At 70.9% G+C, this 12,388-nt stretch carries 10 protein-coding genes; 4 read left to right on the top strand and 6 right to left on the bottom strand.

Features of this window, described 5'->3' with window-relative positions:
* Positions 1 to 32 precede the first annotated feature (32 nt).
* The 4 genes from AC27IY_RS06420 (at position 33) to AC27IY_RS06435 (ending at position 4,099) form a co-directional block, all read left to right on the top strand.
* The gene (locus AC27IY_RS06420) at positions 33 to 1,058 is read left to right on the top strand and encodes a phosphotransferase family protein (RefSeq protein WP_487177382.1); all 1,026 of its coding nucleotides are present in this window, start codon (positions 33 to 35) and stop codon (positions 1,056 to 1,058) included.
* Between the two features lie 34 nt (positions 1,059 to 1,092).
* Entirely contained in the window at positions 1,093 to 1,845 is a 753-nt protein-coding gene (locus AC27IY_RS06425) for an SDR family oxidoreductase (protein ID WP_487177383.1), read from the top strand.
* A gap of 108 nt (positions 1,846 to 1,953) precedes the next feature.
* Entirely contained in the window at positions 1,954 to 3,345 is a 1,392-nt protein-coding gene (locus AC27IY_RS06430; RefSeq protein WP_364453562.1) for a GH39 family glycosyl hydrolase, read from the top strand.
* A gap of 22 nt (positions 3,346 to 3,367) precedes the next feature.
* Positions 3,368 to 4,099: a nucleoside/nucleotide kinase family protein gene (locus AC27IY_RS06435; RefSeq protein ID WP_423475202.1), complete on the top strand. Its 732-nt coding sequence runs from the start codon at positions 3,368 to 3,370 to the stop codon at positions 4,097 to 4,099.
* Here the strand turns inward: AC27IY_RS06435 and AC27IY_RS06440 are convergent.
* The 6 genes from AC27IY_RS06440 to AC27IY_RS06465 all read right to left on the bottom strand — a co-directional run bounded on the left by AC27IY_RS06440 (position 4,080) and on the right by AC27IY_RS06465 (position 12,281).
* Positions 4,080 to 5,258, bottom strand: coding sequence for a DUF418 domain-containing protein (locus AC27IY_RS06440; RefSeq protein WP_344206671.1), 1,179 nt, complete (start codon positions 5,256 to 5,258; stop codon positions 4,080 to 4,082). The genes AC27IY_RS06435 and AC27IY_RS06440 overlap by 20 nt on opposite strands.
* A gap of 94 nt (positions 5,259 to 5,352) precedes the next feature.
* Entirely contained in the window at positions 5,353 to 8,367 is a 3,015-nt protein-coding gene (locus tag AC27IY_RS06445; protein WP_487177384.1) for a hypothetical protein, read from the bottom strand.
* An 8-nt stretch (positions 8,368 to 8,375) separates the two neighbouring features.
* A complete protein-coding gene (locus tag AC27IY_RS06450) occupies positions 8,376 to 9,692 on the bottom strand; it encodes a lipopolysaccharide biosynthesis protein (RefSeq protein WP_364453552.1) in 1,317 nt (438 codons plus the stop codon).
* A complete protein-coding gene (locus AC27IY_RS06455) occupies positions 9,685 to 10,488 on the bottom strand; it encodes a polysaccharide deacetylase family protein (protein ID WP_423446168.1) in 804 nt (267 codons plus the stop codon). Before AC27IY_RS06455 ends, AC27IY_RS06450 begins: the two co-directional genes overlap by 8 nt.
* A complete protein-coding gene (locus AC27IY_RS06460; RefSeq protein WP_344206676.1) occupies positions 10,485 to 11,426 on the bottom strand; it encodes a glycosyltransferase family 2 protein in 942 nt (313 codons plus the stop codon). Before AC27IY_RS06460 ends, AC27IY_RS06455 begins: the two co-directional genes overlap by 4 nt.
* A 21-nt stretch (positions 11,427 to 11,447) precedes the next feature.
* Complete coding sequence (locus tag AC27IY_RS06465) at positions 11,448 to 12,281, bottom strand: glycosyltransferase family 2 protein (RefSeq protein WP_329590913.1); 834 nt, start codon at positions 12,279 to 12,281, stop codon at positions 11,448 to 11,450.
* Positions 12,282 to 12,388: the final 107 nt, after the last annotated feature.

The raw sequence follows: 12,388 nt of genomic DNA on the forward strand, positions 1-12,388 counted from the left end.
TTCAGGACCGAGTGACGTTCTAATGTGGGTCCATGACCGTACCTGGCATCGAGTGGCCCCGGCTGGTCGAGTGGATGGGCCGGAACGTGCCCGACGCCGGCGAGCCCCTGTCCGTGTCCCTGATCTCGGGCGGCAGGTCGAACCTGACCTACCTCGTCGAGGCGCGCGAGCGCCGGCTGGTGCTGCGCCGCCCGCCGCTCGGCCACGTGCTGCCCACCGCCCACGACATGCGGCGTGAGTGGCGCGTCATCTCCGCGCTCGCGCCGACCCCCGTGCCGGTGCCCGAGCCGGTCGCCTTCTGCGGCGACGAGGACGTGATCGGCGCGCCGTTCTACCTCATGGGGCACGTGCCGGGCACGGCCATGCGCACCAGGGAGGAGCTGGGCGACCCGCCGCCCGAGCACGTACGCCGGCTGTCGGAGCAGCTGGCCGAGGTGCTGGCCGCCATCCACGCCGTCGACTACCGCGAGGTCGGGCTCGGCGACTTCGGCCGGCCGGAGGGATACATGACCCGCCAGCTCGACCGCTGGTGCCAGCAGTGGGAGCGGTCGAAGACGGCCGACCTGCCGGAGTACGACCACCTCGTACGCCGCCTGCGCGACCGGCTCCCCCCGGAGACCCCCGGCACGCTCGTCCACGGCGACTACCGGCTGGACAACACCCTCGTCCGCGCCGGCGACCTGGAGATCCTGGCCGTGGTCGACTGGGAGATGTCCACCCTCGGCGACCCGCTGGCCGACCTGGGGCTCACGCTGACGTACTGGCACAGCCGCGGCGACGACGAGCGGGCGGGCATCCCGGTGGCCGGCGACGCCACGCTCACACCCGGGTTCCTCGACGCGCCGGAGTTCGCCGAGCACTACGCGAAGGCGTCCGGCAGGGAGATCACCGACCTCGGCTTCTACGTCGCCTTCGGCAACTTCAAGCTCGCGGTCATCATCGAGGGCATTCACGCGCGCTTCCGCCAGGGTAAGACCGTGGGGGAGGGGTTCGACCGGATCGGCGCGGCCGTGCCGACGCTGATCGCGCGCGCCCACCGCACGCTCGACCAGGTCTGACCCGGCCGCGAGGCCCGACCCCCAGGGGAGTGTCATGAGCACTGTCGCATTGATCACCGGCGCGGCGAGCGGCATCGGCGCCGCCACGGCCCGCCGCCTGTCGGCGTCCGGCGCCCGGTGCGTCCTCGTCGACCTCGACGCCGAGGGCGTCGAACGGCTGGCCAAGGAGGTGGACGGCGCGTGGCTGGCGGCCGACGTCGGCGACCCGGATGCATCGCTGGAGGCCGTGGCCCTGGCCGAGCGCCGCTACGGGCGGCTTGACCTCGTGCATCTCAACGCCGGGGTCACCGGGCGGGTGGACCTGGCCGACTTCGACCTCGACCGCTACCGCCAGGTCATGGGCGTGAACGTGGACGGCGTGGTGTTCGGGGCGCGGGCCGCCGTGCCGCTGCTCGAACGCTCCGGCGGCGGGGCGATCGTGGTCACCGCGTCGCTGGCGGGGCTGGTCGGCTTCGCCGGCGACCCGATCTACACGATGACCAAGCACGCCGTGGTCGGCCTGGTGCGCGCGCTCGCCGAGCCGCTCGCGGCGCGCGGCATCCGCATCAGCGCGGTCTGCCCCGGCTTCACCGACACGCCGCTCGTGGCGGCGGCCAAGGACATGTTCGCCAGCGCCGGGTTCCCGCTCCTCACGGCCGAGGACGTGGCCGCCGCCGTCGAGTCGGCCTTCTACACCGACACGCCCGGCACGCTCCTCGTCGTCCAGCCGGGACGGCAGCCGGTGCCCTACCGCTACGCCGGTGTGCCCGGCCCCGCGAGCGGTCAGCGGCCCCCGCAGGTGGAGTAGCAGGTTCGCGCACGGCAAGCCACATGCAAGCGGAGCTATTACTTTAAAGAGGGCCGGGCCTGTCGCCCGGCCCTCGAACGTTCCGCGACCATCCGTGAGGAGCCCTCCGTGATTCCGACCGACGGCCGGCACGCGCGCCGACGATCGCCCTGGCCCATCGCCGTGGGAGCGGGAATCCTCGCGGTGGTCCTGGTGGCGGGCATCATGGTCTACGCCTCGATGCGCTCGAAGTCCCGCGAGGGGTTCTCCGGCAGCGACGTGGCGACGGCCCAGCCCGAGGCGCCCGCCCCCACGCTGGAGGCGCCGCCCCAGCTCGACGCCTGGCCGCGCTGGGGCGTCACCCACACCCAGTACAGCGCCGACAACGAGCCCGAGGAGGTCGCCGAGCAGGCGAAGGGCGTGCTCGGGCGGGTGCCGATGCTGCAGAACCAGCACATCATGGGCTGGGGCGTGGGCAACCCGGAGCCGAGCCCCGGGCGGTTCAACTTCCGCGACCTCGACCGGCGGCTGACGTTCATGTCCTCGTCGCGGGCGGTGCCGGTCATCACGCTGTGCTGCGCGCCCGACTGGATGAAGGGCGGGCAGCCCGGCCGCACCGACTGGAGCAAGAACCACACGGTCGCGCCCGAGCCCGAGCACTTCGACGACTTCGCCGCGCTGGCGGCCCGGGTGGCCAAGCAGTACCCGACGGTCAAGCACTACATGGTGTGGAACGAGTTCAAGGGCTTCTGGGACACGACCACCAACAAGTGGGACGCCCGCGGCTACACCGAGATGTACAACAAGGTCTACGACGCGCTGAAGAAGGTCGACAAGGACATCCAGGTCGGCGGGCCGTACATGTCGATCGGCAACAGCGCGAGCCCCGACGCGCGCTCCGAGCTGAGCGGGCCGTGGGGCACGGTGGACCAGCGGGCGCTCGACGCGATCAGATACTGGCTGCAGCACAAGAAGGGCGCCGACTTCATCGTCGTGGACGGCGCCTCGATGGCGAACGACAAAGGGAACGTTCCCGACGACTTCGCCGCACTCGGCAAGTTCAGCGCGATCACCGGCTGGCTGCGGCAGCAGAGCGGCGACCTGCCGGTGTGGTGGGCCGAGTGGTACGTCGAGCCGGAGAACTCCGGCTGGAGCGAGGACAAGCGCACGGCGGTCCAGGCCGCGGCGCTCATGGAGTTCGCGCGCAGCGGCGTGACGACGGCCCTCTACTGGAACCCGCAGCAGAAGGACGAGGGCGAGTGCCCCGGCTGCCTGTGGTCGCCCAAGGTGGGCGGCGAGCTGCCGATGGCGGGGCTGCTGAGCGGCTTCACCCGGTGGTTCCCGAACGGGACTCAGCTGACCGACGTCCAGTCCTCCGACCCCAGGGTGAAGGCGCTCGGCCAGGAACGCCAGGTCGTGATGGTCAACACGACGGGCGAGCAGCTGACCGCCACCGTGGACGGCCGCCAGGTCTCCTTCGCCCCCTACGAGATCAAGTGGGCCGGCCGGGGCGGCGCGTAGCCCCGTCGCTATCGTGGGGCGCGTGCCACAGGAGCCGCGTGACGTCCACTATTCGGTCTCGACCTGGCGGCAGCCGGTCCCGCCGCCGGCCTCGGCCGAGCGCGCCCGGCTCGTGGCCGACCTCGCCGGCCGGGTGCTCGCCCGGGGCTCCGGCCGGCTGCTGGTGGGCCTCGACGGCCTCACCGCGGCCGGCAAGACCAGCTTCGGCCACGAGCTGGCCGCCGAGCTCGCCGCCCGCGGCCGCACGGTCCTGCGCGCCACGCTCGACGACTTCAAGAGGCCGTGGAAGGACCGCCACCTGTACGACCGCGAGTCGGGCGAGGGCTACTACCGCAACGCCTACGACTACGACACGCTGAAGCGGGTCCTGCTCGACCCCTTCCGCTCGCCCGGGGCCGCCGAGTGCGCCCTGTGCTCCATCGACCCCCTGACCCAGGTCGACCACTCGGCCACCACGACCCCGCTGACCGCCGACGCGGTGCTCGTCGCCGACGGCGTCTTCGCCTTCCGCCCCGAGCTCGACGCCTACTGGGACTACCGGATCTGGATCGACGTCGACGCCGAGCTCTCGGTCCGCCGCGGCGCCGCCCGCGACCAGGACTGGGCCGGGCCGGCGGCCGAGGCGGTGCACCGCGACCGCTACCTCGTCGCCGCGCGGGTCTACCTCGCCGAGGCCGACCCGCTGGGGCGCGTGGACGCGATCGTCGACAACACCGCCTTCGACCGCCCCCGCCTCATCCGCCCGGCTGCATGACCGTGGAGGTGGGGCGGCGCCAGTAGGTCAGGTGCCGCAGCCACCACTCCACCGGCCCGTACCTGTGCCGGCCGAGCCACCACCGGCTGTAGCCGACCTGGGCGGCGAAGACGGCGCAGGCGATCAGCACCTCCATCGGCGGGCTGACCCGGTCCATGAGCGCGAAGCCGTACCCGGTGAAGATCAGCGAGCAGATCAGCGACTGCGCCAGGTAGTTGGACAGGGCCATCCGGCCGGGAGCGGCGAGGACACGGCCGAGGCCCGGCAGGCGCGGCAGCAGCCGCAGGAACGTGGCCGCGTACGCCGCCGCCAGCAGCGGGGCCGTCACCAGGTCCACCGCCTCGCCCCAGAACTTGTGCGCCATGCCGGTCCAGGCCGAGACGGTGTAGAAGAGCGCGCCGGACAGCCCCACGGTGAAGCCGATCCACTGGAGCTTGCGCAACGCGTTCCAGTGGGCGGTGTGGTCGCGCAGGAGGCCGAGCTTGCCCACCGCCAGCCCGATGAGGCAGGCCGCCAGCACCGCCGGTCCCTGGAAGAACACCCGCAGGACGAGGATCAGCGACAGCTTGCGTACGTGTTCTTCGACGATCTGCCCGAACCCGCCGACCAGCGCCGCGTCCGATCGGGCGGCCTCGGCGGCCGTGTCCGCGACCGTATGGCTCATGTCGAGCCCGGCCGAGGTGAGGACGGCCAGCAGCACGAACGCCAGCGCGAGCAGCGCCGTCAGCCCGGCGGCCAGCAGGACCGCCGCCCGGGGCGTGATCCGGCGCAGCACCAGCAGGGCGACGCCCACCGCCGCGTATGTCGTCAGGATGTCGCCGGGGAACAGCAGCACCGCGTGCGCCAGTCCCAGCACGAACAGCCCGCCGAGCCGGCGGAGGAACATCGGCGTGAAGCGCAGGCTCTTCTGGGCTGCCGAGCCCAGCTGGAGCGTGAAGCTGTAGCCGAACAGGAAGGAGAACAGGAGATAGAACTTGTTCTCCAGGAACAACGTGACCATCCAGCGCACGGCCCAGTCGAGTGGGCCGTTGAACGCCGGTTCCGCCTGCCCGGCCATCCGGTAGCCGGAGGCCAGGAAGGCGATGTTCACGAGGAGGATGCCCAGCAGCGCGAAGCCCCTCAGCGCGTCGACTGAGGCGATCCGCGTGCCTCTACCCATTACGGGTGCTGCGTCCGGGATGGTGGAACGTGCCTGCTGTGATCTCATCACGGGTCATCATTCCGCAGAACCTGTGGGTTTCCTGTGAACGAAGTTAGTTATTTGCCGCGATATAGAGGAACCTCTCAATAATCACGGCGAACGCCACCACGAACGAGGGGATCGCCAGGTAGAGCAGCCGCCGCCTGGCCTTCCTCGCCCGGTTCGGGCCGTTGAGCCGGATGACCTCGTACCCGAAGAGCGTGGCCCACGTCAGGCCCAGCGCGGCGATGCCGACCGGGGTCCACGGCGAGGTGGGCTCGCCACGCGGCGTCTTGTACGGCCTCGGCTCCGGCGTCTCCGTGCCGCGGACGAACTTCTTCCAGGTGTAGAGCGCCGCGTCGGCGTTGGAGTAGACACGCTTGAGGTCGGGCGAGGCGTCCAGCGCCGCGCGGAACCGCTCGCCCCAGTCCGCCGGGTAGCCCTCGTTGAGCTGCAGGTAGCTCACCTGGCCGCGACTCACCATCAGGTAGGAGTTGCGCGGCTGCTCCTGCAGCGCCTTGACGGCGTCGGCGATCTGCGTCGGGTCCTTGTGGACCAGCGCCTGCACGTTGAAGCTGACGATCTCGACGTCCCGCTCGCCCCACGGCATGGTGGGCGTCACCTCGGGCCCCAGCTTGGGCACCAGGTAGAGCACGCGGGCGCTCGGCTTGTCGTTCGCGTAGACGTGGTGCAGGGCCTCCACCTCGCCGGTGGTGACCCGCTCGAACTTCTCGTTGCCGTAGCGGGCCATCAGGAACGCGAAGGCGAACAGCACCGCGAAGCAGGCCGCCAGCACCACCGAGAGCTTCTTGGTGAGCTGCGGGTTGAAGCGCACGTTGCGCCTGCGCAGCGGCACGGTCTCCTCGCGCACGTCCGCGCTGTCGGCCGGCAGGTTGGGGAAGAAGGCGTACGCGGCCAGCAGACACGCACCCGGCAGCGCGAACATGTAGATGCGCAGCCCGATCTCGCCGCCGTAGCTCTGCAGGCCGAGCGCCAGCACCGGCACGCAGAGCAGGATCAGCGCCGAGCGGTCGAACACGCCGCGCCGCAGCCGCCGCACCAGGCCGGTCGCGGCCAGGCTGAGGATCACCACGAGGATGCCGAGCCGGGCCTGCAGCACCCTGGCGTGCGCCGGGTCGCTGCCCTCGATGCGGTCGCCGGTGTTGCTGCGCAGGTTCTGCAGGATGTTGCCGAGGCCGCCGAAGATCGCGTCGATCTGGCTCGACCAGAAGCCGACCGTCATGTAGCTGATCCAGGCCAGCACCGCCAGCCCGAGGAAGAACGGCAGCGCCCACGTCAGCGACGTCCGCTTGAAGATCAGGAACGCCGTCAGCACGCCCAGCATCATGAACGGCGTGATCTGGTGCGAGGCCACCGACGCCAGGAACAGCGCCACCAGCAGCATGAACATGAGCAGCTTGTCGGCGCGGAAGGTCCCCGTGTTGGCCAGCTCGCCCGGCGTCATCGCGTCCAGCCGGCCGATGAGCCTGCGCAGCCCCTTCGGCGGAATCGGCTTGGTGCGCGGCTCCACCCGCCCGAACCAGCGCAGCAGGATCGCCACCCACGCCAGGTAGAGCGCGAACGTGAAGCCCTGGGGCGAGAAGTAGTCCTGGCCGATCCACTGCACCAGCACGAACAGCAGCGCCGCGAACCAGCGCGCCCGCGTCGTCGCCACCACCTGACGCAGGATCAGCACGAACGGCAGCAGGTAGAGCAGGTTGGACAGGAGCGGCGTCCACTGGAGGATCGTCGTCATGTCCTGGATGCCGGCCGCCTTCGTGACGAAGGCGAACAACGCGAAGAAGCCCGGCCAGCCCATGCGGGCGTCGATGCTGATCGCCGACTCGCCGGTCCTGCTGATGAACTCCACGAACCCGGCGTGGATGTACGCGGTCGGGAACCGCGGCTCCGACGCGACCAGCGCGCCCGCGCCGTGCAGCGCGAACGTGATGGCGGCGATCTGGAACAGCAGCAGGAACTTGCGGTCGGTGCTCTGGGCGACCGTGACGAAGAACGACACGATCATGATCAGGATCGCCAGGAACGCCGTGGCCGGGAGGGCGGAGATCAGCCCGAGGCCGTCGATGTCGGCGGGATCCACGCCACGGAAGGGCCCCGGGGGGACCTTCAGGGCGAGGACGTACATGACCAGGCCCTCCAGCACCAGCAGCACGGGCAGCCACTTGGGCGCACTGGCCACCAACGCGCCGATCCGCCCCATGACACCACCGGCCGCCCCGGCCCTCTTGGGCGGCGCGGCGACGGGCACGGGCTCGGGCTCGGGCGCGGGCGCGGCGGCGGGTGCCGGCGCGGCAGCGGTCTCGGGCTCGACGACGGGCTCTGGCTCGACAGCGGGCTCGGGCGCGACGGCGGGAGCGACGGTGGACGCGGTCGCGGCACCGGGCGCGGTCGCGGCACCGGACGCGGTGGCGGCACCGGGCGCGGTGGCGGCACCGGACTCGGGCGCGCGCTCAGGCGTCGCAGCGGGAGCGGAAGAGGGAGCAGGAGCGGGCGTGGGCGCGGGCTTGGGCGCGGGCTCCGCGACGGGAGCCGCCGCGCTCGACACGTCCTCCGCCTGCGCCCCGCCGGGCGCGTCCGCACCGAGAGCGATGGACGTCCGCGACACAGCCCGCGTCGCCCCCGCCGCCTCCGCGGCGGTGTCGTCCTCCGCGGCGGGGCCGTCCCCGGACGTCTCCGGCTCGGAGAGAACGGGCATGGACACCGTTCCGGCGGCCGACAGTTCGGCCGCCTCCTTCACCGTCGGCGGCCGGCCGATGTGGAGAGCGGAGGGGATGCGGAAAGTGGCGGTCTGATCCGCCGCACGCTCGTCGTCATCCGCGTCGTCGACAGGGGCCTCCCCGTCGGAGACACCCCCGTCGCCATTGCCGTCAGCGGGGGCGCCGTCGCCGGCGGGTTCGCCGGAGCTCGGCCCGGGACCACGGCCGGAAGGTTCCTCGTCGAACGTCAGCCTGGGGATGACCCCCGTAGCGTCCGGGTCGAAGGGCACCTCCGACTCCTCCTTGTCCCCACGCACGTCCGAGGAGCCGCCGCTCACCATTCTCACGCCATCGCCGTCCGGTTGCCTCACGCTGACCATCATGAGGCCCCGGACAACCCCTGGGTGACAGTCTCGCGCCCGGTCTCGTCAATTTTGAGAATCTTACGTAGCTTTCCAAAGATCAAAAGAGCCATGAGGATCTCGCTGAGGAGCAGTCCGTACCCAACCGCGTTCACATTAGCGAACGGGAACAGGGCCATCGTGGAGACCAGCACCAGCGCGGCGAGCCCGATCTGCACGGCCGCGAGCGTGCGCGCCTGGCTCTGCGCCCGCAGCGCGCTCAGGTACACCTCGATCAGCACCCGGGGCAGCACGGCCAGCGACATCAGCCGCAGCAGCAGCGTGCCCTCCTCGGCGAACTCCGAGCCGAAGATGGTCAGGATGAGCGGCGCGCCCAGGATCACCACGGCGATGATCGGCGTCACGATCATGAACGCCCGCCGCAGCGCCCGCCGGCAGTTCTCGGCGAGCCGCGCCCGGTCGAAGGAGCCCTCGACGGTGAGCGAGACGGCCATGTTCATGGCCAGCAGCTCGATCATGCTCGCCAGCGTGTGGGCCATGGAGAAGCGCCCGAACGTGGCCTCGCCCACTTGCGTGGCGACCACCACGGGCACCAGGTAGACGATCGCCAGGATCGACAGCGTGCCGGGGAAGTCGCCGGCCAGGAACCGCCCGACCTCCCGCAGCTGCGGCGGCTCCTGCGCCGGATCGGCCTGCTTGACGTGCCGCGGCACGACGAAGCCGAAGATCAGCCAGTTGATCGGGATGAGCGCGAGCGCGGTCGGGATCATCCAGGAGACGAAGATCCCGCCCGAGGGCAGCGCGCCCGCCAGCGCGACCAGCAGCCCCATCTTGACCAGGCCGAAGACGAGGTTGTTGAACGGCACGATGGTCGCCCGCCGCAGCCCGGTCAGCACCACGTCCTGGAGCGTGAACACCGCCCACACGAGCACGGACCCGAGGAAGAACAGCCCGGGCCCGAACCCGCCGAGCACCTGGTACGTCTGCCCCCACATCGGCAGGGTCAGCAGGAAGCCGAGCGCCGCCACCCCCCCGGTGGCGGCGGCCAGCCCGTACCCCCTGAGGATCAGCTCAGGGGTGCGGCGGCCCGCCACCGGCAGGAAGCGGGCCAGCGCGCCGACGAAGCCGAGCGCGGTCAGGGACGCGAACAGCCGCATCGCGGTGATGACGGCCTGCCCGCGGCCGAACTCCTCGGGCGTGTAGTAGTGCGCGGCGAGCAGCCAGTAGCCCATGCCGAGCACGCCGGTGACGACGGTGTTGGCCATGAGGGCGTAGCCCTGGCGGAACAGCGGGTTGCGCAGGTCGTGGAGGATCCTGGCCCGGACGCTAGACATTTCCGCGCACCCGCTGCAGCCCGTACCTCGTGCGCCGCACGACCGCGTACCCCTTGGTGAGGATGCGCTCGCGCAGGTAGATGAGGGGCACGGCGTTGCCTTCGACGGCGCGCTTGAACATGCCGATGGTCTGGCTCTTGCCGACCGTCAGCCGGGGGATGGCGAGGATGTCGTGGCGATCGGCGGCGATCGAGTTGCTGACGGCGCAGGCGGCGAAGTAGCCCGCCTTGCGCACCTCGCGGCGTACGCGGGCGCTGCTGTAGCCGTAGGGGTAGGCCATGGTGGCGACCGGCGCGCCGATCTTCTCCTCCAGCAGGCCCTTGTTCTTGCGCAGCTCCTGGCGCAGCTCGTCGTCGCGGAGCTGGTCGAGCTGGGGGTGGCTGTGGCTGTGGCCGCCGATCTCGATGCCGGTCTGCGCGGCCTCGCGGGCCTGCCCCCAGGACAGCATGGCGTCCAGGGGGCGGCCCGCGGCCTCGGCTCCGGCGTCGGCGACCCAGCCGCTGGTCAGGAAGACCGTGGCGGGGAAGCCGTAACGCTCCAGCAGCGGCAGCGCGTGGCTGTGGAAGTCGGCGTAACCGTCGTCGAAGGTCAGCACGACCGGCTTGGCCGGCACGGTGTGACCGTCGATCCCGTTGAGCGCGGCCACCAGGTCGCCCAGGGTGAGCGGGGTGAAGCCGGCGCCCTTCAGGTGGTCGAGCTGCTCCTCCAGGTCGCCGGGACGCACCGCGTGCGGCTTGGTCTCGTCATTGGGCGCGTCTGTGACGGAGTGGTACATAAGGATCGGTACGCGGGTCATGACCGCGCCGCCTTCAACCGCGCGGAGCCGACCACGTAGCCCCAGGTCGTCCAGGCCAGCCCGATGACGATCGCGAACGCCCGGCCGAGCCCGCCGAGGTCGCCGCGCAGCGCCTCGCCGAGGCCGCGCAGCGCACCCAGCGGCAGCGTCTTCATGGCGTGGGCGCGCTCGCTCGACAGCCCGTCCTGGGTGCCGACCTCCTTCGTCACCAGCGCCTTCGACAGCCCTTCCGCGTAGCACCGCGACCGGAAGTACGCGAACCGCTCCCGCTGCAGTGACACCTTGTGACCGATGAGCGCGCGCGGCTCGAACAGCATGACCGAGCCGGGCTTGCGCTGGCTCAGCCGGATGCAGAACTCGGTCTCCTCGCAGCCCAGCGGGCGCGACTTGCGCCCCTGCACGCTGCGCCCGATGCCGCTGTGGAAACCGCCCACCTCGGACACGGCGTCGCGCAGGAACGCGGCGTTTCCGCCCATGACGTTGCGGATCGGCGCGCGCACCGCGGGCATGCCGCGGTAGCTGCAGCCGACCGTCCAGTCGAACTCGTACGGGAACCACCCCGGCCGCCGCCCCGAGGCCCAGATGGGCTCGGTGCGGCCGCCAACGCCCACCACGCCGGGTTCCTGGAAGCCCTCCTCCAAAGCTTCCAGCCATCCCGGGTCGGCCACCGCGTCGTCGTCGAGGAAGGCGACGATCTCGCCTGCCGCGGTCGCGACGCCGGTGTTCTTGCCACCGGACAGGCCCTTGTCGTGCGTGTTCTCCACGACGACGGCCTGCGGGTATTCGCGCTTGAGCTTGAGATGCAGCTCGGGGTTGTGGTCGACCACCAGGATCAGCTCGTGTGCCGGGCGTGTCTGGTTCTCGACCGACTCGACTGCTTGCCTGATGTCCTCCCACCGGTCCTCGGTGTAGACGCAGATGACAACAGACGTGTTCACAACAGGCCTCTTAACGGAAAATTACGCGACGCCCCGGTCGGCGGCGGGCCGGGCCGTGGGCTCGGGCTGCGGAGCGCTGGGCTGGCGGCGCCACTCCTTCAGGATGGTCTTGAGCACGCGGAAGCCGTCCCGCACGACGTGCAGGTTGCTTTCACCGTGGATGCGGTTGCGCTCGTGACTGGGCACCTCATGAACCTTAAGCCCCGCCTTGGCCGCACGCACGTTCATCAGCGTCTCGACCTCGAAGCCGTCGCAGTCGAGGTTGAGCACGTCGAGGTGCCGGGCCCAGAAGGCGTTGTAGCCGTAGCACAGGTCGGTGTACTTGGTGTTGTACATCACGTTGACGATGCCGGTGAGGACCTTGTTGCCCAGACGGCGGTTGACCGTCAGGTCGTCGCTGCCGCCACCCGAGGCGTAGCGCGAGCCCTTCACGAAGTCGGCGCCGGTGACCAGCGCGCCCACGAAGTTGATGATCTCGCGGCCGTCGGTGGAGCCGTCGGCGTCGATCATCACGATGATGTCGCTGGTGCAGGCGGCGAAGCCGGCGGCCAGGGCGTCGCCCTTGCCCTTGCCGGTCTGGGTGACCACCTTGACGTTGGGACGCAGGCGCTTGGCCACGGCCACCGTGTCGTCGGTGGAGTTGCCGTCGACGAGGACGATCTCGTCGATCCACTGGGGGATCGTGGCGAAGACGTGCGGCAGGTTCTCCGCCTCGTTCATGGCCGGCACGACCACGCTCACCGTCGGAGAGATGGCGAGGTGCGGGGTGACGGGCGTGAAGCTGCTGGGCGGTGGCATGGAACGGAGGGGCGAGGTGTGTGCCTTGCCGTTGTGCTTGGTGATCTCGGGACTCATGGCGAGGGATATCCTTCCGTGGCCCTCCCCTGCGAGCCGGCCTGCACCGTTCCCGGGTGCTGCGGAAACGGCGATGCCGGTGAAGGGTGCATCGGAGGTGCCTGTGG

This window comes from Nonomuraea sp. B208, assembly GCF_057536035.1.

Excerpts from the sequence above, each read along its gene's own strand:
- AC27IY_RS06420 (WP_487177382.1), top strand. The coding sequence starts at position 33 with ATGACCGTACCTGGCATCGAGTGGCCCCGGCTGGTCGAGTGGATGGGC.
- AC27IY_RS06425 (WP_487177383.1), top strand. The coding sequence starts at position 1,093 with ATGAGCACTGTCGCATTGATCACCGGCGCGGCGAGCGGCATCGGCGCC.
- AC27IY_RS06440 (WP_344206671.1), bottom strand. The coding sequence starts at position 5,258 with ATGGGTAGAGGCACGCGGATCGCCTCAGTCGACGCGCTGAGGGGCTTC.
- AC27IY_RS06450 (WP_364453552.1), bottom strand. The coding sequence starts at position 9,692 with ATGTCTAGCGTCCGGGCCAGGATCCTCCACGACCTGCGCAACCCGCTG.
- AC27IY_RS06455 (WP_423446168.1), bottom strand. The coding sequence starts at position 10,488 with ATGACCCGCGTACCGATCCTTATGTACCACTCCGTCACAGACGCGCCC.
- AC27IY_RS06465 (WP_329590913.1), bottom strand. The coding sequence starts at position 12,281 with ATGAGTCCCGAGATCACCAAGCACAACGGCAAGGCACACACCTCGCCC.